Annotated in this window: 29 protein-coding genes and 1 pseudogene; 12 read left to right on the top strand and 18 right to left on the bottom strand. The window is 40.2% G+C overall.

Features of this window, described 5'->3' with window-relative positions; genetic code table 11:
* Positions 1-151 precede the first annotated feature (151 nt).
* Positions 152-722: pseudogene (locus AWW73_RS05470) on the bottom strand (TetR/AcrR family transcriptional regulator).
* A gap of 87 nt (positions 723-809) precedes the next feature.
* Here AWW73_RS05470 and AWW73_RS05465 point away from each other — a divergent pair.
* Positions 810-2,024, top strand: coding sequence for an oxygenase MpaB family protein (locus AWW73_RS05465; protein WP_062848999.1), 1,215 nt, complete (start codon positions 810-812; stop codon positions 2,022-2,024).
* A gap of 67 nt (positions 2,025-2,091) precedes the next feature.
* On the opposite strand, the gene AWW73_RS05460 is transcribed toward AWW73_RS05465, so the two are convergent.
* From AWW73_RS05460 to def, 4 genes are all read right to left on the bottom strand, one after another.
* Entirely contained in the window at positions 2,092-2,298 is a 207-nt protein-coding gene (locus tag AWW73_RS05460; protein WP_031947118.1) for a hypothetical protein, read from the bottom strand.
* A 53-nt stretch (positions 2,299-2,351) separates the two neighbouring features.
* On the bottom strand, positions 2,352-4,466 hold the full coding sequence (locus AWW73_RS05455; RefSeq protein WP_062848998.1) for a TonB-dependent copper receptor: 2,115 nt from the start codon (positions 4,464-4,466) through the stop codon (positions 2,352-2,354).
* Positions 4,467-4,538: 72 nt separating this feature from the next.
* A complete protein-coding gene (locus tag AWW73_RS05450; protein ID WP_062848997.1) occupies positions 4,539-4,964 on the bottom strand; it encodes a DUF2946 family protein in 426 nt (141 codons plus the stop codon).
* Between the two features lie 43 nt (positions 4,965-5,007).
* On the bottom strand, positions 5,008-5,538 hold the full coding sequence (def, locus tag AWW73_RS05445) for a peptide deformylase (RefSeq protein ID WP_061875245.1): 531 nt from the start codon (positions 5,536-5,538) through the stop codon (positions 5,008-5,010).
* Between the two features lie 122 nt (positions 5,539-5,660).
* Between def and AWW73_RS05440 the strand changes: the two genes are divergently transcribed.
* From AWW73_RS05440 to tsaC, 3 genes are read left to right on the top strand one after another with little or no spacing between them, the layout of a single operon-like run.
* Positions 5,661-6,815 (top strand): LysM peptidoglycan-binding domain-containing protein, encoded by a 1,155-nt coding sequence (locus tag AWW73_RS05440; RefSeq protein WP_062848996.1) that lies wholly within the window; start codon positions 5,661-5,663, stop codon positions 6,813-6,815.
* Positions 6,816-6,835: 20 nt separating this feature from the next.
* Positions 6,836-7,969: a DNA-processing protein DprA gene (gene dprA / locus AWW73_RS05435; RefSeq protein WP_062849001.1), complete on the top strand. Its 1,134-nt coding sequence runs from the start codon at positions 6,836-6,838 to the stop codon at positions 7,967-7,969.
* Between the two features lie 51 nt (positions 7,970-8,020).
* Positions 8,021-8,590 carry an L-threonylcarbamoyladenylate synthase type 1 TsaC gene (gene tsaC / locus AWW73_RS05430; protein ID WP_062848995.1) on the top strand — a complete coding sequence of 190 codons (570 nt, stop codon included), beginning with the start codon at positions 8,021-8,023 and terminating at the stop codon, positions 8,588-8,590.
* A 391-nt stretch (positions 8,591-8,981) separates the two neighbouring features.
* Here the strand turns inward: tsaC and AWW73_RS05425 are convergent, their stop codons facing one another.
* Together AWW73_RS05425 and AWW73_RS05420 are read right to left on the bottom strand one after the other, a co-directional pair.
* The gene (locus AWW73_RS05425) at positions 8,982-9,902 is read right to left on the bottom strand and encodes a DMT family transporter (RefSeq protein WP_079748210.1); all 921 of its coding nucleotides are present in this window, start codon (positions 9,900-9,902) and stop codon (positions 8,982-8,984) included.
* Between the two features lie 104 nt (positions 9,903-10,006).
* Positions 10,007-10,660 (bottom strand): TetR/AcrR family transcriptional regulator, encoded by a 654-nt coding sequence (locus AWW73_RS05420; RefSeq protein ID WP_081409505.1) that lies wholly within the window; start codon positions 10,658-10,660, stop codon positions 10,007-10,009.
* Positions 10,661-10,795: 135 nt separating this feature from the next.
* On the opposite strand from AWW73_RS05420, the gene AWW73_RS05415 reads away from it, so the two are divergent.
* The 4 genes from AWW73_RS05415 to AWW73_RS05400 all read left to right on the top strand — a co-directional run bounded on the left by AWW73_RS05415 (position 10,796) and on the right by AWW73_RS05400 (position 14,200).
* Positions 10,796-12,010 (top strand): MFS transporter, encoded by a 1,215-nt coding sequence (locus AWW73_RS05415; protein WP_057104995.1) that lies wholly within the window; start codon positions 10,796-10,798, stop codon positions 12,008-12,010.
* Positions 12,011-12,031: 21 nt separating this feature from the next.
* On the top strand, positions 12,032-12,796 hold the full coding sequence (locus AWW73_RS05410) for an AraC family transcriptional regulator (protein ID WP_057104996.1): 765 nt from the start codon (positions 12,032-12,034) through the stop codon (positions 12,794-12,796).
* Between the two features lie 120 nt (positions 12,797-12,916).
* The gene (locus AWW73_RS05405; RefSeq protein WP_014208128.1) at positions 12,917-13,462 is read left to right on the top strand and encodes a glutathione peroxidase; all 546 of its coding nucleotides are present in this window, start codon (positions 12,917-12,919) and stop codon (positions 13,460-13,462) included.
* A 141-nt stretch (positions 13,463-13,603) separates the two neighbouring features.
* Positions 13,604-14,200 carry a hypothetical protein gene (locus AWW73_RS05400; protein WP_081409504.1) on the top strand — a complete coding sequence of 199 codons (597 nt, stop codon included), beginning with the start codon at positions 13,604-13,606 and terminating at the stop codon, positions 14,198-14,200.
* A gap of 57 nt (positions 14,201-14,257) precedes the next feature.
* On the opposite strand, the gene AWW73_RS05395 is transcribed toward AWW73_RS05400, so the two are convergent.
* The 10 genes from AWW73_RS05395 to AWW73_RS05350 all read right to left on the bottom strand — a co-directional run bounded on the left by AWW73_RS05395 (position 14,258) and on the right by AWW73_RS05350 (position 22,434).
* Entirely contained in the window at positions 14,258-14,677 is a 420-nt protein-coding gene (locus tag AWW73_RS05395; protein WP_002114076.1) for a F0F1 ATP synthase subunit epsilon, read from the bottom strand.
* 17 nt (positions 14,678-14,694) lie between these two features.
* On the bottom strand, positions 14,695-16,089 hold the full coding sequence (atpD, locus tag AWW73_RS05390; protein WP_002114045.1) for a F0F1 ATP synthase subunit beta: 1,395 nt from the start codon (positions 16,087-16,089) through the stop codon (positions 14,695-14,697).
* Positions 16,090-16,119: 30 nt separating this feature from the next.
* On the bottom strand, positions 16,120-16,989 hold the full coding sequence (gene atpG / locus AWW73_RS05385) for a F0F1 ATP synthase subunit gamma (RefSeq protein ID WP_002114131.1): 870 nt from the start codon (positions 16,987-16,989) through the stop codon (positions 16,120-16,122).
* Positions 16,990-17,066: 77 nt separating this feature from the next.
* On the bottom strand, positions 17,067-18,611 hold the full coding sequence (gene atpA / locus AWW73_RS05380) for a F0F1 ATP synthase subunit alpha (protein ID WP_002114049.1): 1,545 nt from the start codon (positions 18,609-18,611) through the stop codon (positions 17,067-17,069).
* Between the two features lie 46 nt (positions 18,612-18,657).
* On the bottom strand, positions 18,658-19,194 hold the full coding sequence (locus AWW73_RS05375; RefSeq protein ID WP_002114070.1) for a F0F1 ATP synthase subunit delta: 537 nt from the start codon (positions 19,192-19,194) through the stop codon (positions 18,658-18,660).
* A 12-nt stretch (positions 19,195-19,206) separates the two neighbouring features.
* Entirely contained in the window at positions 19,207-19,677 is a 471-nt protein-coding gene (locus AWW73_RS05370) for a F0F1 ATP synthase subunit B (protein WP_001024691.1), read from the bottom strand.
* 38 nt (positions 19,678-19,715) lie between these two features.
* Positions 19,716-19,961: a F0F1 ATP synthase subunit C gene (gene atpE, locus AWW73_RS05365; protein ID WP_000424060.1), complete on the bottom strand. Its 246-nt coding sequence runs from the start codon at positions 19,959-19,961 to the stop codon at positions 19,716-19,718.
* A gap of 84 nt (positions 19,962-20,045) precedes the next feature.
* On the bottom strand, positions 20,046-20,921 hold the full coding sequence (gene atpB, locus AWW73_RS05360) for a F0F1 ATP synthase subunit A (RefSeq protein WP_002114072.1): 876 nt from the start codon (positions 20,919-20,921) through the stop codon (positions 20,046-20,048).
* A 104-nt stretch (positions 20,922-21,025) separates the two neighbouring features.
* Positions 21,026-21,424 (bottom strand): ATP synthase subunit I, encoded by a 399-nt coding sequence (locus AWW73_RS05355; protein ID WP_002114124.1) that lies wholly within the window; start codon positions 21,422-21,424, stop codon positions 21,026-21,028.
* 170 nt (positions 21,425-21,594) lie between these two features.
* A complete protein-coding gene (locus AWW73_RS05350; RefSeq protein ID WP_062848992.1) occupies positions 21,595-22,434 on the bottom strand; it encodes a metal ABC transporter solute-binding protein, Zn/Mn family in 840 nt (279 codons plus the stop codon).
* Between the two features lie 127 nt (positions 22,435-22,561).
* Between AWW73_RS05350 and AWW73_RS05345 the strand changes: the two genes are divergently transcribed.
* The 3 genes from AWW73_RS05345 to znuB are packed head-to-tail and all read left to right on the top strand — an operon-like array spanning position 22,562 to position 24,633.
* On the top strand, positions 22,562-23,059 hold the full coding sequence (locus AWW73_RS05345) for a transcriptional repressor (protein ID WP_016142503.1): 498 nt from the start codon (positions 22,562-22,564) through the stop codon (positions 23,057-23,059).
* Positions 23,032-23,820: a zinc ABC transporter ATP-binding protein ZnuC gene (znuC, locus tag AWW73_RS05340; RefSeq protein WP_062848991.1), complete on the top strand. Its 789-nt coding sequence runs from the start codon at positions 23,032-23,034 to the stop codon at positions 23,818-23,820. Before AWW73_RS05345 ends, znuC begins: the two co-directional genes overlap by 28 nt.
* Positions 23,821-23,823: 3 nt before the next feature.
* Positions 23,824-24,633: a zinc ABC transporter permease subunit ZnuB gene (znuB, locus tag AWW73_RS05335; protein ID WP_016144046.1), complete on the top strand. Its 810-nt coding sequence runs from the start codon at positions 23,824-23,826 to the stop codon at positions 24,631-24,633.
* Position 24,634: 1 nt separating this feature from the next.
* Here the strand turns inward: znuB and AWW73_RS05330 are convergent, their stop codons facing one another.
* Entirely contained in the window at positions 24,635-25,261 is a 627-nt protein-coding gene (locus AWW73_RS05330) for a LysE family transporter (protein ID WP_031947103.1), read from the bottom strand.
* Positions 25,262-25,419: 158 nt separating this feature from the next.
* Here AWW73_RS05330 and AWW73_RS05325 point away from each other — a divergent pair, with 158 nt between their 5' ends.
* Positions 25,420-26,340 carry a Dyp-type peroxidase gene (locus AWW73_RS05325; RefSeq protein WP_061875238.1) on the top strand — a complete coding sequence of 307 codons (921 nt, stop codon included), beginning with the start codon at positions 25,420-25,422 and terminating at the stop codon, positions 26,338-26,340.
* Positions 26,341-26,356 lie beyond the last annotated feature (16 nt).

Raw genomic sequence — 26,356 nt, 5'->3', positions numbered from 1 at the left:
ATGTGCATTATAGACCATCCTAACTCCTTTGCAAGCGAAAATTAAAAATTAATGACTTGAGCGTTTACTTTTAAACCAAAACACAAATTAAGTTGCTGTTTTATATTAATAATTATTTTAATTTTTTATTTTTGGCTTAAATAAGCCAGTATCATGCTCGATAATTCGCGTTTAAGTTGTTGTTCTGAGATAAGAAAATTGTTCTGACTTACATAACGCATCATCGTAAAAAGCGTACTATTAATAATTACAAAGGATTTATGCTTTACCTGTTCGAAGTCCCACTGATGAGGATTTCTACTGAATGTATATAGACCTACTTCAAAAAAATGCTTTTCTAAAATCTGAGCAGCTTGCGAATGACTGTAGTCATGCCAATGTTTCAGCACTTCTATAAAAAAACCATGATCGGCTTTTAATGCATTAAATCCTAACTCTATCGCCAAGGGGATGAGCACGTCTAAAGGAATATTTCCTTGCTGTATAACTAATTCCTTAAGTTGTTGCCCCAACAATTCGCTTTTACGGCGTAATAGTTCTTCTATGATTTGATCTTTATTCTCAAAGTATTGGTAGATCGATCCTACACTTACTCCAGTTTTCTCTGCAATTTTAGGCGTCGTCGTATGTAGTAATCCATACTGGGCAATACAGTGTTGTGTCGCCTCTAAAATATGGTCAACAATAATTTTTGAACGCTGTTGCTGCGGGGCTTTTCTCATCGTTTTTTATTCGTTAAATGCGAATTGAATGCGAATAATTATTCATATTAGCCTATTTATTATTCAGTTCAATAAGTAAGTAACGATATGCAAATGATTAGCCCGACTCGACTTGCTTCTTTTAATGACATGCAAGACAGTAATTTCTTTACTCAGTTTTTAAATGTCTGTTGCGAAAAACCAGCTCAACCGAACTATACAGAATATGTATCTTTACAACGTGCTCTTTGTGAAGGGGACGTTGAAATGGATAAGGTGATTGATTGGGTTATGCAAAATCCCAAAGATCATCGCATGATTTTTGAAAAGATATTATTTCAAGGCCGCAACGACCTCTCTGAGCCGATACCTACTGAGTTAGAAAATTTCTTTAATTACATTGAACAAAAGCCTGAATGGTTAGACCAGCGCCAAATTGATGAGGCTGTTAAATTTACTCATCGTTTAGGAATAAATAATGGTTTTATCCTTCGAGATTTATCTTTAATGGCAGGATACTTATATCCGGGATTTAATCAGCCCCTAATTTTAACGGGTGCATTGAAGAAACAAGCGGGTACTCGTTTAGCAGAGACTACAAAATGGTGGGTTGATATTACTGAACCTCAAGGACTTGTCCGTTTAAGCTCAGGTTTCACGTCAACGATTTATGTTCGCTTTATTCATGCACTCGTTCGCCGACAATTAAGAAAGTCTGATCGTTGGGATAGTGAAGTTTGGGGAATTCCTCTTAATCAATTTGATTTAGCAATAACTAATTTGGCTTTTAGCAGTGTAATTTTACTCGGTATTAGAGCTTTAGGTGTATGGCCGACCAAACAAGAAGCCAAGAGTTTTTTACATTTTTGGCGTTATGTTGGCTGGTTGATGGGTATTGATGAAAAATGGCTTATTCAATCTGAATCTGAGGGTTGGAGGTTACTTTACTGGATGCAGTTTGCTCACCCTCGCTCCGATCACAGCAGCGTTGAGTTAGGATCAAGCTTATCCAAAGAGCCTTTTGAGAGAAAATATCTGCATTTACGCTCTTTGCAGCAGAAGCTTGCTTATCGACAACATTTAGAACTTACACAATTTTTTATTGGCAAGAAGAGAATGAAACTACTCGGATTGCCTCAGCAGTCTGCCTCATGGTTTGCTTATTATTTAATTGTGCGTAATTCACTACTTTATAATGGCGCGAAGCTTTCACCAAAAGTTGAAAAGTTTTTATCTAAATCAGGCCGTAATATACAAAAACTTGGCTTAACACTTTATCAGAATCAAGGTAAGGCAAAAACCTTAGCGAGTATGCATCAATAATTTTTAAAATCTAAAAATAAAAATGGAAGCCTGTTAATTAGACTTCCATTTTTAACTATTCAGGAACTTATTGAACTGATGAACTGTGCATTTCAGCGTGATTCATTTGCTCGTGTGACTCTACCATCTGCTTCTTTTTTTGACTTGGCATGTAGTCAGGTTCATTGTTGATCGCCAAGTAAAAAATGATCATAAACAATAAGCTCAAGATAGAAGCCACAATAAGTAACTTCCATCCCCACCAAGATTGTTCAGGTGATAATTTATTAGTCATTTCATTTCTCTCTTTAAATTAATATTTTCAGTTCATTTAATTCGCTAAGCTTATTAAAACTTCATGCTCATACGAACCCAGTAATTTCTTCCGATATTGTTGAACTGCTCTTCACTCGCAAATCCAAAGCCTGCACTACCTGCTTTATTTAAGTGTTCGGTATAGGTCTTATCTAATACGTTATCAATGCCAACAGAGACATCGATATCTTTACGTAGGTTGTAGCTTCCGTTTAGAGAAAGAGTCGAAAAACCTTTACTTGGTTTTAGGTCATATCCCACGATATTACCTTGATGTAGACTCACACGATTTTGCTCAGCTACAGCTCGCCATAACAGACCTAAGTTATATTTATCAGCTACATAGCGAATATTTAGGCGACCTTCTAAAGGTGAAATTTGAGGTAGAGGTTTGTCATCTGTAGTGTTTTTACCCCATGCATACATAGCACTCAAATCTGCCTGAATATGATCGGTAAATTGATATCCAATACCCGCTTCCGCGCCTGCGATGGTTGCATCGACATTTTTAGCGCCTGCAGTAATATCATGGCTCATATCATGTCCACCCATTCCAGTGCTTGGGTGATGGTGATAACTCATTAAAATGTAGTCATCTACTAAACCAGCATAAGCAGAAGCCCATGTGTTTAAAGCGCCATGCTGTTGCTGGAAACCCAGATCCAACTGTAATGTTTTTTCAGGATTCACACCGTTAAAAGTATTGGTTGAGCCCGCATTACCATGCTTAGGCGAGAAAAGTTCCCAATAATCAGGCATACGCTCTACATAACCTAAACCAATATAGCTTTTTAGGTCATGCTCAGGATGTTGATTTTCCCAACGGACAAATGCACTCGGTAACGTCTTTTCAAGTTTAGTATTAAAGCCTTTTGTTTGAGAATCAGCGCGCTCATCTTCAACTGTGACTCGATCTAAACGTGCACCTGTAACCAATTTATTGAAATCGTTCCATTGATAGCCGAGTTCGCCAAAAGCTCCATATGATTGAAAACGCATATCTTGACGATATGGAATATTCATAGAAGGCATTGTTGGCGATGACATGCTACCGCCATGTTTATTAAATTGAGAGTCAATGCCGGTGATCAAACTCCATTTGCTCCATTCGGAAGTCATTGCCAAACGTGAGTTTAATGTACGGCGTGTCACTTGCATTGCCATTGGATTTGGCATCAGCATGGTCATACTACCATGGTTCATTTCAACTAATGGCGGCATACGTAAGCTAAAGTTATCCATAATATGGTCGTTATAGCTGTAGTTCACCTGCCCTTCGATTTTCTTAATGACATCAGTGATATTTTTCTTTTCGAAACGTAGTCCTAAGCTTTCACGCGCAAATTGAGATCCGTCCATTGAACGTCCAGCATAAAGCGATTCACCATCAGATTTTCCACCAGTGAGTTCGACCCACGTGTTTTCATCTGGAGTAAAGCCAAGCGCTATATCTGCATTCCACTTTTTCCATGCTGAGGGCACGGTATTGCCATCACCATCTTGATAACTATTTGACTCTGAACGGTTGGCATTTAAACGGATATATTTTTTCTCATCACCCAATGCCGCTTCAACATTATGGTCAATACGTCCATATGAACCTAGCAAGACACTTGCTTGCCCACGATAAGGTTTTTCAGAGGTAAGTTTCTCAGGCTGACGTTCAAAAAGAACTGTTGCTGCCGAACCTGTATTGGCATATTGAACAGTTTGCGGACCTTTAATAACAGAAATGCGGTCATAACTTTCTGGAGAGATATAAGAAGTTGGTGCATCCATACGGTTTGGACATGCACCTAAGTTCTCTGCACCGTCCGTTAGAATTTTGATGCGTGAGCCAAACATACCACGGAATGTCACATCACCATTTGTTCCACCGCTTTGTATCGAGTTAAATCCCATAATACTTTGTAGATAGTCTGCACCATCTGTAGCAGGCACTGGCTGAATCGGTTGCTTTGGGTCTGCATGTACAATCAAGCCATTTGCATCGTTGCCTTGTTGTGCTGTAACAACAATAGGTGCTAATGAGTGAAGCGCTTTGGTATCAATATCATTTTTTTCTGAATCAGCAAAAACTAGCCCCGAATGAGAGACAGCAAGCATCGCAACCCATAAAGGTTGTAGTAAAAATTTAGAATGTGGCATTTTTATACGCTCTAAAACATAAATAAAGTGATATCGAAGTCAGTTAAGACCCCAACAAAAAATTGCTTTTATTTATGCAAATAGAGGTGGTGCACGTCCTTGCGGGAGTAGAAAAAGTCGCTGTAGCGCAAAGTAAACATGTCGAAATGCTTGTTGATAAGCGACCAAGCGGACTTGTATGCGGACTAAAACTTCTTTTATGCCAAACTCAGGTGGTAAAACCAGATTGGCATAGACGGTACAATATTGACACTGGTGATTTGCATCATGATGATCATGTTTCCCAGAGGCTTGTGCCTGTTCAATATGATGTTCATGATGTGAATGCATGGCATGTGACATGGTTTCCATCTGTGCTTTAGGTTTAAGCAAAGCGAGGGTAATAGTTTCACAGACCGGAGCAATTTGATACTGCTTCGGTAAAAGCGGCTGTAGAAATACCGCGACCTGTAAAAATACTGCTGCACATGCAAGCAGTAAACCACTACGAAAAACCAAAAATCACATCCACACTACATTGATGTTTCAAGAATAGAAATTTTTAACGTTTTACTGCAACTTTTTCACGCTCACGTTGACGAACAACTTTTTCGACTTTTTCTCGAGCACGCTGACGTTTAAGTGGCGACAAATAATCCACAAATAATTTGCCATTTAAGTGATCCATTTCATGTTGGATACAAACAGCGAGAAGTCCATCAGCTTCTATCTCAAATGCTTGACCTTCAAGGTTAATTGCCTCAATTTTCACACGTGACGGGCGCTCAACTTTGTCGTATATTTGTGGCACCGATAGGCAGCCTTCTTCGTACTGCTGCTTATCTTCTGTCAGTGGAGTTATTTTGGGGTTAATAAAAACCATAGGGTCATCTTTAGATTCAGACAAATCCATGACGATAAGCTGAATATGACGATCGACCTGTGAAGCTGCTAAACCAATACCCGGTGCGGCATACATGGTTTCAAACATATCTGCTGCAAGTTGACGAATTTCATCAGTAACTTCTTCAACAGGCTTAGCAATGGTACGAAGGCGGGGATCAGGAAAACTTAAAATAGGTAATAAGGCCATACTGACGTCCTCACTTATGCCATTGATTGAAAAACCAAATGAAGGAAATACTTCATCGAAAAATTGTGTGTTAGCCGCCTATTATAACGCAACTGCACGCATAATTTTTAGGAATTATCATAATGAAAAAGGTTTTTGACGGCATGGTTCAATTTCATGCTTTGGGGATAAAAAAGCATTTACTTGCTTTCGCACTTTTTACAGGGGTTGCTTTTGGTACAGTAGCAGAGGGTTATGCTGCTAGTCCGAACCATAATCCACCCTCTCTTAAAAGTAATGCACCACATGTCTACGTAGTAAAACGAGGAGATACACTGTGGGATATTTCCGGTCACTTTCTCAGTAAACCTTGGCGCTGGCCTGAAATCTGGGCAAATAATCAACATGTCAAAAATCCGCACTGGATTTATCCGGGTGATCGGTTACTGCTATGTAGTTTAGATGGCCGTCCATTGGTTGGAAAAGATGAGGGAGATGGTTGTGTCGGCATTATTCGCCGTTACACAGGTCAAATGACAAATTTACAACCTCAAGTACGTGTGGAGTCACTAAACAATAACGTACCTGTTATTCCTCTTGAGCATATTAAACAGTGGTTAGAACACAGCACTATTCTACCAGCCGATGCAATTGAACATACTCCTTATGTAGTTGGTACTGCCGATCAACGTGTACTCGCGGCAAAAGGTCAAACTATTTATGCACGCGGACAAGGTTTAATTAATGGTCAACGTTATGCAGTCTACCGTGAAGGTGAACCTTATTATTTCACCGATAATAAAGGCAAAAAGCACAGTCTAGGTATTGAGCTACAACAAGTTGCCTCAGGCATCGCCATCTCTTCTGAAAAAGACATTACCACGCTTGAGTTAACTGACAGCTACAATTCTGAAGTACGTCGTGGTGATCGGGTGATGCCAGAAGAAGAGGCTACATTGCCTACTTTATTTTATCCGGTGGACGCTACTCAAGTTCCAGAGGGTGGCAAAATCATTCGTGTAATGGGATCAATTGGTACTGCTGGCAAAGATAGTGTAGTGACTTTGGACAGAGGTACTGTACAAGGTGTTCAAGTAGGTCAAGTTTTTGATATTACGCAGCAAGGTGAAACCATTCGAGATCCTAAAACAAAAGAATCAATAAAGTTACCTGGACAACAAATTGGTAGCTTAATGGTTTTTAGAACTTTTGATCAGTTGAGTTATGCCTACGTATTAGAAAGCGATTTACCAGTTAAAGTTGGTTCAAGCATTCAGCCACCCCGCTTTAATGATTAATGCTGGATGTACCTTTTACAATGCTTACTCAACTTTCTTCACACCATTACCACACGCTTAAAGTGTGGTATTTGGTGCAACACTCTTTAGTCAGCTTTAAAAAAATTGTCGATTATTTTGGTAACTGCGAAAAAGCAGTCCAACCAGTTAATTTGGCACAGTGGTCAAATCTTGGTTTACATGCTAATCATTTAAAACGTGTAGCTGAATTCCAAACTGCTCAAGGTCAAGCTCAGTTTGAAAAACTGATTCAACATATCCATCAGCATACTGACTTTATTTTAACGGCAGATGACTCAGGCTATCCCACTCAATTATTACCTTATACTGATCACCCCCCTATCATTTTTGGAAAAGGTCAGGCACAAGCCTTATTACAACCACAAATTGCGATTGTGGGTAGTCGAAAACCAAGCCCGCATGGTCGTCAGGTTGCTTATGATTTTGCCTACTACTTAAGTGAAAAAGGATTTTATGTAAGTAGTGGCTTGGCATATGGTATTGATGAAGCCGCTCATCAAGGTGCTTCAGTACATCAACGCACAATTGCTGTCACAGGAACAGGTCTAGACAGTACCTATCCTGCTCAGAATAAAAAACTTGCAGAACAGATCTTGGCTCAAAACGGCGCCATTATTACTGAGTTTTTGCCTGGAACACCTCCATTACAACAGCATTTCCCACGTAGAAACCGAATTGTCAGCGGTCTGAGTTTAGGAGTACTCGTCGTAGAAGCGACGTTAAAAAGTGGCTCTCTCATCACTGCGAACAAAGCTGCCGAACAAGGTAAAACTGTATTTGCCATCCCTCGTCATATTTACAGTGAGTTTCATCAAGGTTGCCATCAACTTATTCGTGAGGGAGCAATTTTAGTCGATCATCCTGAACAGATTATTGAAGACCTTGCTTTACCAACTCAGTGGCAAAGTCAGCAACAAAACTCCACCGAGGAGGCTGTAGTTTCTAATACCCCAGAAATTCCTGAGCATTTAATTAACCTTTATCAATCTTTAGACTGGGTCGGACAAGATATTGACCAGCTTGTTTTGCATCACTCTCAACCTGTGGCAGAACTCACCTCTTCACTGATGGAACTAGAACTACTCGGTTTATGTATGCAACAATCAGGGTTGTATTTACGTTGTCGTTCTTAGTACTGAAGCGCACAATAGCAATTCTGTTTGATTGAAAGGAAGAGTATTACCATGATTACCACCTCAGTTACCGAAGCAGCCGAATGTTTACAACAAGGTCAAGTTTTGGCATATCCAACTGAGGCAGTTTGGGGCTTAGGTTGTGACCCTTTTAATGAGCAAGCTTTTCAAAAGATTCTTGAATTGAAACAGCGCCCTATTGAAAAGGGCGTCATTTTATTGGCTGGCCATATTAGCCAAGTTGAACATCTGCTAACTTCTCTACCTCAAACCACTCAACAAGAAATTATTGATGGTTGGACGAATCATCAACCTTCGGAAAGAGCAACAACTTGGCTATTACCTGCTGGTGAACATATTCCTTCATGGATTAAAGGTGAGCATCCATTTGTTGCTGTTCGAGTCACCACGCATCCTTTATGTGTAGCATTGTGCAATGCTTTTCATGGATTTATTGTCTCGACGAGTGCTAACCCAAGCGGGCAAGAACCTGCTCATTCACTACAAGATGCCTGCCAATACTTTGGTTCACAATTAAACTATCTCAATGGTGACTTAGGCCAAAGTCAGCAACCAAGTAGAATTATTAATGCTCTCACTGGAGAGATTATTCGCGCCTAATTTCGAACAAAAAAAAGCTCAGTTATATAGGGATAACTGAGCATAAAAAAGGATGGGTATATACCACATCCAGAGGGTTTGGATATCTGTGGAACGAAAGATGATTTGCCAAAAAAGCACGTCCTTCGTAGTGGCCGCTATTATGTGGTAAGTGATCAAATGAGAGAAATATATTATTTCTCTAAAAAAAGCATGAAAAGTGTAGGGAATTTACAGTTTTTTGCCTATAAATTAAAATTATATTAATATTTTTACTCGGCTTTTTTAATATTTATATTACAACCCATTTTTATAAACTATTTATAAATCATATAGAAAAACTTTAACTAAGAAAAAATTGGCATATTTTCATCAGTTTTTTTAAAAATATGCCATAGTTTTTTTCTCGACTTTAGTTTTGTTCTTGCATTAATTCACTCTTTTTGGGACTCACCTTCTTCTGAGCCATAATGATACCAATTAAGATAACAATCCCACCTAGCGTGTGATAAATGGTCCACTGCTCAGACAACCAGACACTTGCAATAACTGCTGTAAAGACAGGCACCAAGTTCATAAAAATACTTGTTCTATTAGGGCCGAGTTGTTGAACAGCTAACATCCAAACTAACGGCGCAATGAGTGAAGCAAATACACCTGCATAAATAGCACTTGGTGCATTTTCAACATTTAAAGCATCGAGCCCAAACCAAAGAATTAAAGGAATATGAAATATTACAGAAAATCCAATCTGAACATATAAGCTTGTCATAATTGGCAGAGGCAACTGCCATTTTTTCAAGAAAACCCCATAAAATGCATAGAAGAATACGGCAATAATCATTAACGCATCACCAAGATGCCCGCCACCACTTAATAGCTTATTAATATTTCCTTGTGACATGACATAGAGCAAGCCTGCAAAAGACAAAATACTGCCAAAAACTGCAAAGCGATTAGGCACATCTTTTAAAATGGCAAGCGATACAAAGATCGTAAAGATAGGGATAAATGCATTCACAATTCCCATATTGGTTGCACTGGTATAATGGGCAGCGGTATAAGCCAAGCCTTGATAAAGCACCATCCCAAATGCACTTAACACAGCAAGCTTAGGTAAATATGGTTTTACGAGTTGTCTTTGTCTCCAAACAGGCAAAAACATAAATGGAGTCAAAATAATAAAAGCAATTAACCACCGATAAAAACTAATGCTTACTGGAGAGATATAATCCGAGACATAGCGGGTGACTACGATATTTAAAGACCAAATCAATACTGCCAAAATGGGGAAAATAAACGCCCATTTGTGATATTTCATGACCTGACTCATAGCAATACACCATCTACAAAAGAGATTTTATTTTGAAGAATGTCTTAATAAATTGAAATATCGTATTTCCGACATTGATATTGAACTTAGGACATCATCTTTTTTTAAAATAATGTCCAAGCTTTCATGGCATGCTCTACGACTTTATGTAATTGCTCAGTACTGGCGCCGTCTCTGGCCTGAATGGTAAGGCCTTGAATGACCGTAGCATAAAAATCTGTCATTTCCTGTAGAGGAGCATTGGCAGATAAATCACCCTGCTCGACACCTTGTTTGAGACGCTCCAATAATTTTTCTTTGGTCTTTATGCGTTTATCCAATAGGTTTTGCTGCACATCTTGAGTGGCATCAGAGCAGTTCATAGCAGCAACCACCAACATACAACCAGCTGGTTTATTGGGTTGAACTAGTCGTTTTACATTATCATAAAGATATAATTCAAAAGCGATTTTTGCTGTTTTTGCTTCCAAAAAGATGGTCTCAATAGGACACGCCTCATGAGCCAAATAGTAATCAATACTTTTATAAAACAGCCCGGCCTTATCACCAAAGGTACTGTAAAGACTCGGTGCTGTAATTTCTAAAGCTTGCGTTAAATCACTAATAGACGTTGCTTCGTAGCCATGCTCCCAAAAGAGCAACATAGCTTTCTCTAAAACCTGTTGTTCATCAAAGCATTTTGGACGCCCACGCTTCTTTTTTAGCGCTTCCTCAGTAACAACAAGATCTGTTTCATGCCTATTTGTCATAAAGATCACATCTATTTTTATAACAATCATTATTAAATTAATTGACGTTCGATTTTTTATCAACTATTTTATTTTCATAATGATCGTTAGTTAATTAATAAATTGCCTTTCTTTACTCCAAATTTAGCCAAGTAAGGATCTCCTATGGACCAATCTTCTATTTCTAAAGCGCGACCCACGGCCTCCACTCAAGGGAGCTGGTTTGCTATTTTGGCTGTTTCTATCGCAGCATTTGCCTTAGTTACAAGTGAATTTTTACCTGTTGGTGTTCTAAATAGTGTCGCAACAGATTTAAATATTTCTGTAGGTACGGCAGGCCTCATCATTACCGTACCCGGCATTATGGCAGCTATCGCGGCACCTCTATTACCAGTATCTGTAAAACAACTAGATCGGCGTTATGTACTTATCTTGCTGACGGCCATTATGGTGATTGCCAATACCATTACCGCCTTTGCTGAAAACTTTCATGTTTTATTGTTGAGCCGTTTAATTTTAGGTATTTCAATTGGTGGTTTCTGGGCGACAGCAATTGCTTTAAGTGGAAAATTAGCTCCTTCGCATCTTCCTATTGCTAAAGCAACTGCGGTCGTGATGGCAGGTGTAACTTTTGCTACAGTTTTAGGTGTGCCTATTGGAACATGGCTAAGTGAATTTTATGGCTGGCGTAGTGCTTTTGGAATTACAGCAGGCATTGGCTTAATTGTTTTAATCTTACAATTAATCTTTTTACCTAAACTTGTACCAGACTCGGCAATTCACCTGAACGACTTACCAGCACTATTACGTACGCCCAAAGCACGTAGTGGTATGTTAATTGTCTTACTGATCGGACTTGCTCATTTCTGTGCGTATAGCTATTTAGCCCCTTTCTTTAAAAATGTTGCCGGTTTTAATGGGACTACCATTAGTTCATTATTATTACTCTATGGAATTGCAGGTATTTTCGGAAATGCTTTTGCCGGATATAGTGGCAATTTAAATGTCCGTTATACATTAGCTTTTGTCGGTACATGCTTTGCAATCGTATTTTTCGGATTCCCTCTTTTTGCTGTCCATGAGTTTGGTGCTATTGTCTTAACAGCTTTATGGGGATTCGCATTTGGTGCTTTCCCTACCTCTGCCAATATCTGGATGTTTGTACATGCACCAAATGCCGTTGAAAAAGGTATGCCTCTTTTTGTTGGTATGTTTCAGGTCATGATTGCCACAGGTTCTTTATTAGGTGGCTATGTAGTTGATCATTTCAATGAAAATACTTTAATTTATGGAGTATTAAGCTTCGTTGCCTTAGCATTACTAAGTACATTTACCTTAGCAAAAGGCTTAAATAACCCTAAAGCGACTTGTGAAAATTAAAATATGAGTTAGAGCATATAGATGAACAATGAGGACCAGCAATTTTCATTATTAAACAGTATAGAAGTTCATGAATTTCTATACCAAAAAGAAGATATTGTTCGTCCTCATGCATCTCTCTGGGGAGATTTTAATTTCAGTTTGAATGGTATTTTGGAAATGCAAGTAGAGGAACAAATCTACTTATCTCCTCCAAGCTATGGGCTTTGGATTCCACCAAAAACTGTTCATCAATCTACTCATATCGACCATGAAATTCATTATATCTGTATTCGACTACACCCTCGCCTATGTTCTATTTTAGGGGAAAGTTGTCGATGCTTTAGTATCCAGCCTTTTTTTCGTACCTTAGTTTTACAAATTTTAGAACAGCAAAAACAAACCGAACAACCTGAATACTTAGAACATCTTTTACAAGTTTTATTCGATCAACTCAAACAAGCTCCTGCATATTCGCATTATTTACCGCAAACAAGGCATCCTGTTTTATTGCCTATTTTAGAAAAACTCTCAGATCCCTTACTTTTTAATCACTCTTTACAGCAGTTGCTACAAAACTTTTCGGTCAGTGATCGCCACTTATTACGTTTGAGTCAACAAGAGCTTCAGCTTTCGTTGTCCGAATGGAGAAATCGGGCCAAAATTATTTATGCCATTCATCAGATTCGCCAAGGAACGCCTATCAAGCGTTTAGCATACGATTTAGGTTATCAACATAGCTCAAGTTTTATTGAGTTTTTTAAACGTTATACTGGACAAACACCTATTCAAATTAGAAATAACTAGAATTCAGTTTATTTTTAAAAACTTTTTCTTTTTTGAACACGAATATTATTGCACTACCCCTCAATAGCAGTTAAAACAAATGCGTTACTTGATATCAATTACAATCTTTAGGAAAGACTCATGACACAATCTGTATATCACATTCCAGTAAAAGCTATTTCAGGCGAAACGGTTGATCTTGAACAATATAAAGGTAAAGTTCTACTTATCGTAAATACTGCTTCTAAATGTGGTTTAACTCCACAATACGAAGGCTTAGAAAAACTTTATCAAGCAAAAAAAGACCAAGGTCTTGAAATTTTAGGTTTCCCTGCAAATAACTTTAAAGAGCAAGAACCAGGCTCTGATGAAGAAATTCAGCAATTTTGTTCATTAAATTATGATGTTCATTTCCCTTTATTTTCTAAGGTTTCTGTAGTCGGTGAAGATAAGCACCCACTTTACCAAGCTTTAACAGCAGCTCAACCAGAACGTACTGGTGAAGGTCCTTTCCGTGAGCGTTTAGAAGGCTTAGGTATTCCAACCAACCCTGCTCCAGAAGTTTTATGGAACTTCGAAAAGTTCTTAATTAATAAGAATGGTGAAGTCGTGGCTCGCTTTGCTCCGAACCTAACAGCAGACGATGAACAAATCGTTAAAGCAGTTGAAGCAGAGTTAGCAAAATAATATTTTTAAACGTGAAAAAGGGCGTTTTATACGCTCTTTTTTATGCTCTCCTTAAAGTGTTGTTCGTTTGCAAAAATACAATCTTTCTTCATATTTTATGCCTATAGTATTTATTTGCTTTAATTAATGTTGTTTGTAGTTATGAAAAAAGTTTTACAGGGCGCATTTCTTCCTTTTGTAATTTTTGCCTCAGGCATGCTTTTACTCGGGTGCGATCAGGCACAAGACCATGCTACCGAACAAGAAAAGACTGAAATCACTGAACAGGCAGCTGACCAGACTCTTGAGCAACAAGAGGTAGATACTGCACCCAACAAAACCGAACTTAAAAGCGGTAATATTTTTTATATGGTCCGCGACGCTGCTAATTTACAGCTTAAAGCTGGTGACTATGTTGAACAACTTAAAGATACTCAGCTTGATGTTGAACAAGCCATCCAAGATAAAAATCAGAATGAATTAAAAACTACAGTCACAACTTTAAAACAGCAATTAGAAGGTTTAAATCAAGCACTTTTGACTTTAGATATCAAAAGTCAGGAAATTGAGAATATTCGCCAAAGTTTATTACATGCCAATCAACAAGCTCTTAGCATGCCATTACTAAACGGGAAATTAGATCAAATTAATTTTGACCAAATTGAAAAACAACTGAATACCATTCAAATGGATATGGTGAAGCTTGCGGCCATGATTATGGCAGGAGATGAAAATTCAGATTCAAAAACTGAATCTTAAAAAACAATTTATTAAAAAAGCCACCTTACGGTGGCTTTTTTAATCTCAAACCGGCAATTAAAGTGCGCGGTTTTTGATTTTACGAATAGTTTCAAGCTGTGCAGCTGTTTCTGCCAAGGCAGCCAACGCAGCAGCTGAGTCCAAATCACTCTTTTGGTTTGCAAGCAATTGTTCAGCATTTTTACGTGCTTCTAAAATTGCCGCTTCATCCAAGTTATCAGCACGGATTGCAGTATCTGCAAGAACCGTTACAACATGAGGTTGAACTTCTAAAACACCACCAGATACATAGACGATTTCTTCTGTACCATTTTCCAACTGAACACGAATCGGGCCCGGTTGAAGCAAGGTTACAAGTGGAGCATGTCCTGGCAAAATACCAAGCTCACCACCAGCACCTTTCGCGATTAACATCGTTACTGCGCCAGAGTAAATAGACTCTTTAACACTTACGACATCACATTGCATAGTCGCCATGAGATGATCTCCTTAAATTAGAGTTTCTCAGCTTTAGCAATCACTTCGTCAATACCACCAACCATATAGAACGCTTGTTCTGGGATGTGATCGTATTCACCAGCTAATAGACCTTTAAAGCCACGAATCGTTTCTTTAAGCGGTACTAATTTACCAGGAGCACCAGTAAACACTTCAGCTACGTGGAATGGTTGAGAGAAGAAACGTTGGATTTTACGCGCACGGTAAACAACCAATTTATCTTCTTCAGCTAACTCATCCATACCCAAGATTGCGATGATGTCTTTAAGCTCTTTATAACGTTGCAATACGTTTTGTACTGCACGCGCAATTTCATAGTGCTCTTGACCAACAACTAATGGGTCTAACTGACGTGAAGTTGAGTCAAGTGGATCGATCGCTGGATAGATACCAGAAGATGCGATGTCACGGCTCAATACTACTGTTGCATCTAAGTGAGCAAATGTAGTTGCAGGAGATGGATCTGTTAAGTCATCGGCAGGTACATATACTGCTTGGATCGATGTGATCGAACCAGATTTAGTAGATGTAATACGCTCTTGAAGAACACCCATTTCTTCTGCAAGTGTAGGTTGGTAACCTACCGCAGATGGCATACGACCTAACAATGCTGATACTTCAGTACCCGCAAGTGTATAACGGTAGATGTTGTCGACGAATAATAATACGTCACGACCTTTACCATTTTCGTCTTTTTGATCACGGAAGTATTCAGCCATAGTCAAACCAGTTAACGCTACGCGTAAACGGTTACCTGGTGGCTCGTTCATCTGACCGTAGACCATTGCTACTTTGTCAAGAACGTTAGAATCTTTCATTTCGTGATAGAAGTCGTTACCTTCACGAGTACGCTCACCAACACCAGCAAACACAGATAAACCTGAGTGAGCTTTAGCGATGTTGTTAATCAACTCCATCATGTTAACGGTTTTACCAACACCAGCACCACCGAATAAACCAACTTTACCACCTTTTGCGAACGGGCAAAGTAAGTCAATTACTTTAATACCAGTTTCTAAAAGGTCAGTAGAAGCTGCTTGTTCAGCATAAGAAGGTGCTTGACGGTGAATCGGCAAACGCTCTTCAGTCGCTACAGGACCTGCTTCATCGATAGGACGACCTAAAACGTCCATGATACGACCAAGCGTAGCTGGACCTACTGGAACAGAAATCGGTGCATTTGTGCTGGTTACATTAAGGCCACGTTTAAGACCTTCTGTAGAACCCATTGCGATGGTACGAACAACACCATCGCCAAGCTGTTGCTGAACTTCTAATGTAGTTTCAGTACCGTCAACTTGGAGAGCGTCATAGATCTTAGGAACGCTATTGCGCTCAAACTCGACGTCGATAACCGCGCCGATGATCTGAATGATACGACCGCTACTCATTGCTGTCTCCTCAATTCAAACTTAATAATGTTAAACGGCAGCGGCACCGCCAACGATCTCGGAAATTTCCTGAGTAATCGCGGCTTGACGCAGCTTGTTGTAAATGAGTTGTAGGTCTTTAATCAATTGTCCTGCGTTGTCTGTCGCTGCTTTCATCGCGACCATACGAGCTGACTGCTCACATGCAACGTTTTCAATCACACCTTGATAAACCATAGACTCGATATAGCGAACCAACAAACCATTTAACAATTCTTCTGCTTCTGGTTCGTAGATATAGTCCCAACCATAAGTACGGTTGAGATCATCGCCTTCTTCTGCTGGTGCTAAAGGAACAAGTTGTTCTACTTTAGGCTGCTGAGTCATTGCATTAACGAAGCCATTTGATACGAGATAGATACGATCTAATTCGCCTTTATCAAATGCATCAAGCATAACTTGGACTGAGCCAGTTAACTGTTCCAAACTCGGCGCATCGCCAAGTTGGGTAGTTGCACCGAGCACTTTACCGCCGTAATTCTTAAAAAACGAAACCGCTTTTTGACCAATTAAAGCAAATTCAACTTCAATTGACTGCTGTTGTTGTGCTTTGACATGCTGCACAACTTTCTTGAACAAGTTAATGTTCAAGCCACCTGCCAAACCACGATCTGAAGACACTACGATATAGCCAACGCGCTTAACCGGGCGATCAACCATATAACGGTGTTTGTATTCAGGGTTTGCTTGTACCAAGTGAGCAATTACACGGCGCATATTATCGGCATACGGACGGCCCTGAGCCATGCGCTCTTGCGCACGACGCATTTTAGAAGCAGCTACCATTTGCATCGCGCGAGTAATCTTTTGCGTGCTCTTGATACTAGCTACTTTGGCGCGAATTTCTTTTAAATTTGCCATACGCTTAACCTAGTATTCGAAAGCTCTTTCGAGCTTCCGAAGGTTGATCCGTGAACCAAACTTAACTAAAACTGAACTTAGTAAGTTTGAGTCGCTTTAAAGCTTTCAATACCTGCTTTGATTGCTGCCTCGATGTCTTTGTTATAGTCACCAGTTTCATCGATTTGTTTCATCAACGGAGCATATTCTGAGCGGAAGTAAGAAATTAACGCAGCATCAAAGTCTACGATTTTCTTAACTTCTACGTCAGCCATGTAGCCTTCGTTAGATGCATAAACAGAAACAGCTTGGTCAGCAATTGAGTAAGGAGCATATTGTTTTTGCTTCATTAACTCAGTTACACGTTGACCATGTTCAAGTTGCTTACGAGTTGCTTCGTCAAGGTCAGAAGCGAACTGAGCAAACGCAGCCAATTCACGGTATTGTGCTAAAGCGGTACGGATACCACCAGACAATTTTTTGATGATCTTAGTTTGAGCAGAACCACCAACACGCGATACAGAGATACCCGCGTTCACAGCAGGACGAATACCTGCGTTGAATAATGATGTTTCTAAGAAGATCTGACCGTCAGTAATCGAAATTACGTTCGTTGGTACGAATGCAGATACGTCACCTGCTTGAGTTTCAATAATTGGCAATGCAGTTAAAGAACCAGTTTGACCAGTTACTGCGCCATTAGTGAATTTCTCAACGTAGTCAGCAGATACACGAGAAGCACGTTCAAGAAGACGTGAGTGAAGATAGAATACGTCACCCGGATACGCTTCACGACCTGGTGGACGACGTAAAAGTAATGAAATTTGACGGTAAGCAACAGCTTGCTTAGACAAATCATCATAAATAATAAGAGCGTCTTCACCGCGGTCACGGAAGTATTCACCCATTGTACAGCCAGAGTACGGAGCTAAGTACTGCATTGCAGCAGGATCAGCAGCCGCAGCAGCGACAACAGTTGTATACGCCATAGCGCCAGTTTCTTCTAGCTTACGTACAACGTTTGCAATTGTTGATTGTTTTTGACCAATCGCAACGTATACACATTTAATGCCAGAGTTTTTCTGAGCGATAATCGCATCGATCGCCATCGCTGTTTTACCAGTTTGACGGTCACCGATGATCAACTCACGTTGGCCACGGCCAACAGGAATCATTGTATCAACTGATTTATAACCAGTTTGAACAGGCTCATCTACAGATTGACGCCAAATTACGCCTGGTGCTACTTTTTCAACAGCATCAGTTAATTTCGCATCAATTGGGCCTTTACCATCAATTGGGTTACCCAAAGCGTCGACAACACGGCCAAGAAGTTCAGGACCAACTGGAACTTCTAATACACGACCTGTACAACGAGCTTTTTGACCTTCTTGAAGGCTTAGGTAGTTACCTAAAACAACGGCACCCACTGAATCCTGTTCTAGGTTCAGTGCCATACCAAATAAGCCGCCGTCGAATTCGATCATTTCACCGTACATTGCATCAGCAAGACCGTGAATGCGCACGATACCGTCGGATACCATAACAATGGTACCTTCGTTTTTAGCGGTCGCGCTGGTGTCCAGATCTCCGATACGCTGTTTAATGAGCGCACTGATCTCGGATGGATTCAGTTGTTGCATTGCGCTATTCCTCAATCTTTTATTAGTTCAGTCTTCATCATTTGCATTATGCAAGAAGACGAGTACGCATTTTTTCAAGCTTGTTAAGCGCAGAATCATCTATCACTTGATCGCCTGCACGAATTACAACACCTGCAATAAGCTCAGGTTTAACTTCAACTGAAACAGTTACAGTACTGTTAAAACGCTTTTCTAAAGCAGATTTCAACAGTTGCTCTTGTTCAGCAGTTAATGGGAAAGCCGATTCAATCACGACATCCACATTGTTGTTATTCTGTGATTTAAGCTGTTCATATTCTGCTTCAATTTCAGGTAACAACATTAAACGATCGTTATCTGCAAGAAGTGTCAAAAAGTTAGACACTGCTTGAGATTGATCTTCACCTAAAACTTTAGCAAAAAGCTTCACTTGCTCCGCAGGAGTAAGTTCAGGGCGATTTAAATAAGCGGAAAATGCTTCGTCTTGCACCGCAGCACTGAGCACTTGTAACGCATTCGACCAATTGTCTGTTGCACCTTGCTCAGAAGCATAAGCAAATGCTGCTTTGGCATACGGACGTGCCAACGTCAAGAGTTCAGCCATAATTCGCCTCGCTTAAAGTTTAGCAGCCAGCTGAGACAGCATGGCGTTATGAGCTTCTGCGTCAACTTGCTGGTTCAGGATTTTTTCTGCACCAGTTACTGCCAAAGCAGCTACTTGTTGACGTAATTCTTCGCGAGCAGAATTGATTTCTTGATCAACAGCTTCTTTAGCCTGTTGACGAATACGCTCACCTTCAGCCGCAGCTTGAGTACGAGCTTCTTCGATCAATTGCGCTGCACGACGGTTCGCTTGTTCGATCAATTGAGCCGCTTGTGCTTTAGCTGCATCAAGCTCTTGCTTAACTTGCGCTTGTGCATCGGCAAGGTCAGCTTTCGCTTTTTCTGCTGCATTTAAGCCATCAGCGATTTTACGCTGACGCTCACTAATCGCATTGATTAGTGGTGGCCAAACAAACTTCATGCAGAATGCAACAAAGAATGCAAACGCAATCGCTTGACCAATCAATGTGAGGTTGATATTCATTGCAATTCCTCAAATAGTGGATTTAGGAATTAAGATGATTAACCTACAAATGGATTAGCGAAGATGAAGAACAAGCCAATACCAACACCGATCATAGGCACAGCATCAAGAAGACCCGCGATTAAGAACATACGAGTTTGAAGTTGTGGAGCCAATTCTGGTTGACGAGCAACAGCTTCTAAAAAGCGACCACCCAAAAGACCAAAACCAATCGCAGTACCCAAAGCACCGAAAGCGATCAAGATAGCAGATGCAATTGCAACTAGACCTAAAGTGAGTTCCATGAAAAATTCCTCAGAGGTTAGGTTATTACCAAATTAAATTAAAAAAATTCAGCCCAACCATCATTTGATAGTTAGGCAATACCATTAATGTTTTTCGCTTGCCATGCTCAAGTAAACGATGGTAAGCATCATAAAGATGAATGCCTGCAACGTGATTACAAGAATGTGGAAGATCGCCCAAGGCACAGACAACGCCCATTGAATCCAGAACGGCAATAAAGCAATTAGGATAAAGATCAACTCACCGGCATACATGTTACCGAATAGTCGGAGAGCTAATGAAATCGGACGAGCAAGGAATGTTACCAATTCCAAAATCAAGTTCACTGGAATAAGCAACGCTTTTGCAACTGGATTACTTGGGTTAAATGGGTTAAGTGCCAACTCGCCAACGAAACCACCAACACCCTTTTCGCGGATGCTGTAGAACAAGATAAGTACAAATACAGATAAAGACATACCTAAAGTAATGTTTGGATCTGTAGATGGAACGATCTTGAAGTAAACGTGGTGAGGGTCCATACCAAATACGTTTGCACCTACAAACGCTGCAACTTGAGGAATCCAGTCAACTGGGATCAAGTCCATTAAGTTCATGAGGAAAATCCACACGAAAATAGTGAGTGCAAGCGGAGCGATTAAACGTGATTTGCCATGAAAAGTATCACGGACACTTGAGTCAACAAACTCAATGATCATTTCAATTGCAGACTGGAATTTAGTTGGAACACCTGCATTAGCAGCTTTCGCAACGATCCAGAACATCAAACAGAAAATCACACCAAGGCCAATTGACCAACCCATTGAATCCAAGTGAATTGCAGTGAACCCCATCGAATGAGCTTCTTCAGCAGTCTCAGCCAATTTCCATGTACCGTCTGGCATTTTGCCATAGGTCATATTGGTCAAGTGATGCTTGATATACTCTGTCGAAGTGAGGGCATGTTCTTCAGCAGCCATAAATCACACCTGGTCAATGTCAATTACTAAAAAGAAGGGAAACGAACATCGGCGCACTGTCGATATCTCGCTACCCTCCAAAAAATCTTCAATTCTTCTTGTTTCTACACCCGTTTTTGTAGACGTGACACCCAGAACGGAGCGACCCACGACATTGCCTGAACGAGAATAAAACCAAACAGCAATGCTAACGGTGATAAAGGTTTAACATTGCTCAAAATCAAAATAAATCCAACGATCATGATTGCAAATTTGCCTAACATGCCCCTATACATGTTAGACAGCACTTGTTTTGATGCTCGTGCACCTGCTGTTCTGAAGGATTGCCACGAAAAATAACTCGTCGCAAGCCAGCAGACCAACGCACCAAGTGCCGCACTTAATGCTGCTGTCATGTCTTTTATGCTCCACGCTACAAGAGCGGAAACAGGGATCATACATGCTTGTAAGAAGACCAAAGCTTTTGCTAATCGTCGGTCAATCAAGCGACTAGTTTGGCTCATTATTTATCCACTCACAGCATAAATGCTTGACAAGTTTAGCTGATGATCGCTTTTAATCGCAGGCATTATAGAGTTACACCCCTGAACATGCAATCTTTTCCCGACTTTAGTCGGGGTTTTTCATGACAGGTGGTGCTGACGCTACAGTCAGCCTTTGTTTACTTTTTATCTTACTTTTGCGTACTTAATACACATTTATCTGTTTTTATAGCCAGTTTCTTCCATGCAGTGACGAAATCATCCTCATTATTCATGCTCTCGTCTACTGGCTGAAAAGTAATGTTACCTAATTTTTGATATTGACTCTTAGTGGTAAAACTTTCCGCCAATAAACACATCTGTTTTTTTGGTCGACTATCATTAAGATACTTAATTTGAGCTGCTGTTGGTGCAACGTGAGGATCCTCTGTTAAAGCACCGGCGAACTTTAAGTTTAGTGAGCGTTCTAAATATTGATAGGCATCATGATATGCCCAATACGGTTTGCCATTACTTGAACTATCGTAAGCTTGTGCTGCCTGGAACATTTTACGGGCAAACACATTGGCGTTATTCCAATACTTTGCCTTATTTTCAGGCTGTTGCTGAGAGCGCAAAGCGGCAATAAAGAAACCAATTCGAACCGCATTGTTAGGCTCCAACCATACATGTGTATCTACTGTATTGGGTAAAGCTGCACCGCGTGTACTTCGCTGGGGTAAAACAGAAACAATACCACTATCTAATAAGGCTACAGCCTTCTTATTATTACCTAATAATTTATTTAAAGGCGCTTCATGCGCTTTACCCAGCCAAATCACCAAAGAAGCATCATTAATTGCTTTACGATGCGCTGGGGTTAATTGTACGTCATGTCCAGTTTGTCCCTTTAATAAGAGTTGTGGTTCTTCAACACCCTGAGTGACTTCTTTTGCAATCAGATAAATCGGGTGCGTAGAAACCACCAAACCCTGACTCCACCCTAACGTACTCAAAAGCGAGAACATACTGAAAACAAAAAAACGGAACATGATAGACCATCAATTTAAATTAGCTCGAAGCATGTTATAATATAACAAAGTTACAAAAATACCTAAGATTAATCGAATGAAGCATCGCTTCATGCTAATATTCCGTTAAAAATTCGAGGTTATCCTTATGAGTTCCTGCTCGCATGAACATCATGATTCTTTGCATGGTGTGCATGATCACCACAATGTCGCAAGCCGTTTAGCTGAAGCAGAAAGTTTATGTTCTGCGACTGGCGCACGTCTTACACCTTTGCGCAAAGAAGTTCTGGAACTCATTTTAAATGCGTCAGGTCCAATGGGCGCCTATGACTTATTGGCACGTATAAAAAGTCAAACCGATCGCCCTGCTGCACCTCCAACTGTATATAGAACTTTAGATTTCTTATTAGAAAAAGGGCTCATTCACCGCCTAACTTCTATTAATGCTTATATTCCTTGCTGCCACCCGCGTGAAGGCCACCAAGCAGCATTCTTAATTTGTACTGAATGTCATATGGTTAAAGAGGCCTCTTCCCAAGGTCTTACACACCAGCTTGACCAGCTTGCAGCTTCAGATGACTTTATGGCTCAACACAGCATTATTGAAATTTCGGGGAAATGCCAACAGTGCCGCACAACTCCTTAAATCCTGTATTAATTCAGCTTGAGCAGGTTTCTGTTCATCGTGATGATCGGGATATATTAAAAAAAGTTGATTTTTCCCTGCATCAGAATGAAATCGTGTCCTTAATTGGTCCTAATGGTGCAGGTAAATCAACACTAATTAAAGTTCTACTCGGTATTCTCCAGCCGAGTAGTGGGCGTGTTATTAATCATAAAAAACTTAAAATGGCTTATGTGCCACAAAAGTTTAACCCGTCACACAGCTTACCTTTGCGTGTTCAAGACCTACTAGACCTAGAAAAATGCAGCACTGCCCTGCGTCAGGAAATTATTCAAGACACAGGTATTTCAAAGTTACAACAATCAAAAGTACAACAACTTTCCGGTGGAGAACGCCAACGTGTACTTTTGGCTCGTTCTCTACTTCGCCAACCAGATATTTTAGTTCTTGATGAACCCATGCAAGGTCTAGACATTCAGTCAGAAGCGGAACTTTATGATTATGTCCGCAGTCTGCCAGAACGGTATGGGTGTGCGATCTTAATTGTTTCTCATGACTTACAATGGGTTATGCAAGGAACACACCGCGTAGTGTGTTTAAATAAACATATTTGCTGTAGCGGGCTACCCGAGAATATCCAACAACACCCTGAATATCAGGCAATCTTTGGAACTCAAAGGGTCTTCTATCAACATCATCATGACCATTGTGCTCACGGTGATGCTGCACACCCCTGCCCTCATAATGACCGTCCTCACATTCACCCAGAACCGGAAGCTTAAGCCATGATGGAATGGTTACAATTATTGTTGCCCGCATGGATTATGGGAACCCTGCTGGTATTTTTGACCGCGCCTCTAGGTTGTCTGATGCTTTGGAGACGTATGTCTTTTTTTGCTGACACAATGGCGCATGGTACACTACTCGGGGTTGCTATTGCCGGAGCTTTAAGTCTTCCATTATGGCTTGGCGTTGCAGGCACGGCGGTTTTACTGGTCGGCGTTTTATGGGCTTTACATGACAATCGTTTACCAAACGATGCTCTACTCGCCTTATGTTCAGCGACATTACTGTGTAGTGGTTTATTGTTTATTCAACATGTTCCAAGTTTAAGACCAGAGCTTTTAAGTTATTTATTTGGTGACTTACTTAGCATTGATTGGCCCGACTTACCCGTTTTCACTTTAATTATTGCGATATCAATCGTGATTCTCTACCGTTTTTGGCAGCCGCAAATACAGTTTGCAATTGATCCGGATATCGCAATTAGTGAAGGCGTGAATGCAAACTGGCAACGCCTTATTTTTATGCTGTTATTGGCTTTATTTACAGTTTTAGCTTTGCGTGCTGTAGGTTCTTTGCTCATGGGGGCACTACTCGTAATACCAGCCTTAAGCGCTCGTCTATTAGCAAATTCGCCAAAGCAAATGGTGATTTGGGCGTTTGTGTTAGCCCAGCTCGGCGTTAGTGTCGGTTTATGGTCAAGTGCAGCACTCAATATCTCTACAGGCCTTAGTATTGTTTTATGTATGGCATTAAGTTTTGCTGTTATTTTTATAACTCAAAAACTAAAAAATCAGACACAGGCGACCTAGATTAGGACGCCTGATGAACTGTGCTCAATAATAAAGCCGCACAGCTAAACATCACAGCAAAGCCCCGATTTAAATATTTTTGCTGCCTAGGGGACCGAAGTAATCTTAAAACCTTTGACGCCAATCCCGTGTATCCTGCCATTACTATCAAATCAATCGTAATCATAGTAGCCGCCATAATTAGATATTGTATCCATTGAGGCTTACTCAAATCTAAGAACTGCGGCAAAACTGCCAATAAAAATACGATCGCTTTAGGATTACTAATATTAATCACAAAGCCTTTTAACAACAGAGCTAAAGCAGACTTATCTCTTTTTTCTTGTTGAATTTCTATATCTTTTACAGGTGCTGTCCATTGCGAATATGCTAAATACAATAAATAAGCTACGCCAAACCATTTAACAAACTGAAAAGCTAAAGGAGTTGTTGCAAATAGGACACCTACACCTGCTGCCACCACCATGATTTGAAGCAGCAAAGCAATTTGCATCCCAATCACATTCCAGTAACCATGTCTAAAGCCATAATTTAGACCACTCGACATTGAAGCAATCGCTCCAGCACCCGGAGAGATGCTAATGACCCAACAGGCCAACATATAGGCAAACCAAACTTGCAAAGACATAGTAAAAATAGACAATAAAAGTGGAATTATACCGTTTTATAAAACGATATTGATGAGAATTCAAACAATAAAATCAAGAAATAGACTACTAACCGCTCTTCGCATCAGGCACAATAATTAAAGCTCATACTAAATTATAATTGAGGAGATACCTTCCAATGACTGCTCAATCTGTCATTTTGCCGTTGCCATCAGATCATGCGCGTTTTATTGTTCTTCGTTTAAAAGACTTATCGATTGATGAATTAAAAGAACAACTCGAAGCGTTGTTTGAAGCACGCGACCGTCTCATTACTCAGCATTCAGACGCGCAAATTAAAACAGCAGTCGCTTTTGGTCCAGAACTTTGGAAGCAACTTTATAGTCAATCTCCTGCTGGATTTAAACAACTTGAACCAGAAAATGGCGCATTTAACATGCCAGTCGTACCAGCTGACGTTCTCATCCATATCGCGAGTATGCGTTCTGACATTTGTTTTGCATTGAGCCAAGCCTTTTTTGAAGGTATTAAAGATAAAGTTGAAGTCCTTGATGAGCGTGTTTGCTTCCGCTATTTCGATGGCCGAGATATTACAGGCTTTATAGACGGTACAGAAAACCCTCAATTTCCAGATGACCGTGCAGAAACAGCCCTATTACCAGAAAGCGCGGGAGTTTTTGCTGATGGCAGTTTCATTTTCGCGCAGCGTTATGCACACGACTTAGAAAAATGGAAAAAATTAAAAGTTGATGCTCAAGAAAATGTTATGGGTCGTACTAAGCTTGAGTCAATTGAACTTGATGATGACGTTAAACCAGAAAATGCCCATGTCGCCCGTACTGTTGTCGAAGATGATGAAGGCGAAGAAATGGAAATCTTGCGTCATAGTCTGCCTTATGGCGACGGCAGAGGCGATCAAGGTTTATTTTTTATTGCCTACACCAAGGACCTGAACATTATTGATGCCATGTTAAAACGTATGTTCGGTACAAGTGGAGATGGCATCCATGATCGCCTATTGCATTTCGTGACACCACTAGATGGCGCATATTACTTTGCACCTAGCGAAGAATTACTCGAAGAAATTTTAGAAGACTAAAATAAAAAAGAGGAGC

The organism is Acinetobacter lactucae (assembly GCF_001605885.1).
Taxonomy (GTDB): Bacteria; Pseudomonadota; Gammaproteobacteria; order Pseudomonadales; family Moraxellaceae; genus Acinetobacter; species Acinetobacter lactucae.
Note: the sequence above shows the minus strand (reverse complement) of the source record. Positions and strands in the feature narration are given on the sequence as shown.

Excerpts from the sequence above, each read along its gene's own strand:
- AWW73_RS05465 (WP_062848999.1), top strand. The coding sequence starts at position 810 with ATGCAAATGATTAGCCCGACTCGACTTGCTTCTTTTAATGACATGCAA.
- AWW73_RS05460 (WP_031947118.1), bottom strand. The coding sequence starts at position 2,298 with ATGACTAATAAATTATCACCTGAACAATCTTGGTGGGGATGGAAGTTA.
- AWW73_RS05455 (WP_062848998.1), bottom strand. The coding sequence starts at position 4,466 with ATGCCACATTCTAAATTTTTACTACAACCTTTATGGGTTGCGATGCTT.
- def (WP_061875245.1), bottom strand. The coding sequence starts at position 5,538 with ATGGCCTTATTACCTATTTTAAGTTTTCCTGATCCCCGCCTTCGTACC.
- AWW73_RS05440 (WP_062848996.1), top strand. The coding sequence starts at position 5,661 with ATGAAAAAGGTTTTTGACGGCATGGTTCAATTTCATGCTTTGGGGATA.
- dprA (WP_062849001.1), top strand. The coding sequence starts at position 6,836 with ATGCTTACTCAACTTTCTTCACACCATTACCACACGCTTAAAGTGTGG.
- tsaC (WP_062848995.1), top strand. The coding sequence starts at position 8,021 with ATGATTACCACCTCAGTTACCGAAGCAGCCGAATGTTTACAACAAGGT.
- AWW73_RS05425 (WP_079748210.1), bottom strand. The coding sequence starts at position 9,902 with ATGAGTCAGGTCATGAAATATCACAAATGGGCGTTTATTTTCCCCATT.
- AWW73_RS05415 (WP_057104995.1), top strand. The coding sequence starts at position 10,796 with ATGGACCAATCTTCTATTTCTAAAGCGCGACCCACGGCCTCCACTCAA.
- AWW73_RS05410 (WP_057104996.1), top strand. The coding sequence starts at position 12,032 with ATGAACAATGAGGACCAGCAATTTTCATTATTAAACAGTATAGAAGTT.
- AWW73_RS05405 (WP_014208128.1), top strand. The coding sequence starts at position 12,917 with ATGACACAATCTGTATATCACATTCCAGTAAAAGCTATTTCAGGCGAA.
- AWW73_RS05400 (WP_081409504.1), top strand. The coding sequence starts at position 13,604 with ATGAAAAAAGTTTTACAGGGCGCATTTCTTCCTTTTGTAATTTTTGCC.
- AWW73_RS05395 (WP_002114076.1), bottom strand. The coding sequence starts at position 14,677 with ATGGCGACTATGCAATGTGATGTCGTAAGTGTTAAAGAGTCTATTTAC.
- atpD (WP_002114045.1), bottom strand. The coding sequence starts at position 16,089 with ATGAGTAGCGGTCGTATCATTCAGATCATCGGCGCGGTTATCGACGTC.
- atpG (WP_002114131.1), bottom strand. The coding sequence starts at position 16,989 with ATGGCAAATTTAAAAGAAATTCGCGCCAAAGTAGCTAGTATCAAGAGC.
- atpA (WP_002114049.1), bottom strand. The coding sequence starts at position 18,611 with ATGCAACAACTGAATCCATCCGAGATCAGTGCGCTCATTAAACAGCGT.
- AWW73_RS05375 (WP_002114070.1), bottom strand. The coding sequence starts at position 19,194 with ATGGCTGAACTCTTGACGTTGGCACGTCCGTATGCCAAAGCAGCATTT.
- AWW73_RS05370 (WP_001024691.1), bottom strand. The coding sequence starts at position 19,677 with ATGAATATCAACCTCACATTGATTGGTCAAGCGATTGCGTTTGCATTC.
- atpE (WP_000424060.1), bottom strand. The coding sequence starts at position 19,961 with ATGGAACTCACTTTAGGTCTAGTTGCAATTGCATCTGCTATCTTGATC.
- atpB (WP_002114072.1), bottom strand. The coding sequence starts at position 20,921 with ATGGCTGCTGAAGAACATGCCCTCACTTCGACAGAGTATATCAAGCAT.
- AWW73_RS05355 (WP_002114124.1), bottom strand. The coding sequence starts at position 21,424 with ATGAGCCAAACTAGTCGCTTGATTGACCGACGATTAGCAAAAGCTTTG.
- AWW73_RS05350 (WP_062848992.1), bottom strand. The coding sequence starts at position 22,434 with ATGTTCCGTTTTTTTGTTTTCAGTATGTTCTCGCTTTTGAGTACGTTA.
- AWW73_RS05345 (WP_016142503.1), top strand. The coding sequence starts at position 22,562 with ATGAGTTCCTGCTCGCATGAACATCATGATTCTTTGCATGGTGTGCAT.
- znuC (WP_062848991.1), top strand. The coding sequence starts at position 23,032 with ATGCCAACAGTGCCGCACAACTCCTTAAATCCTGTATTAATTCAGCTT.
- znuB (WP_016144046.1), top strand. The coding sequence starts at position 23,824 with ATGATGGAATGGTTACAATTATTGTTGCCCGCATGGATTATGGGAACC.
- AWW73_RS05330 (WP_031947103.1), bottom strand. The coding sequence starts at position 25,261 with ATGTCTTTGCAAGTTTGGTTTGCCTATATGTTGGCCTGTTGGGTCATT.
- AWW73_RS05325 (WP_061875238.1), top strand. The coding sequence starts at position 25,420 with ATGACTGCTCAATCTGTCATTTTGCCGTTGCCATCAGATCATGCGCGT.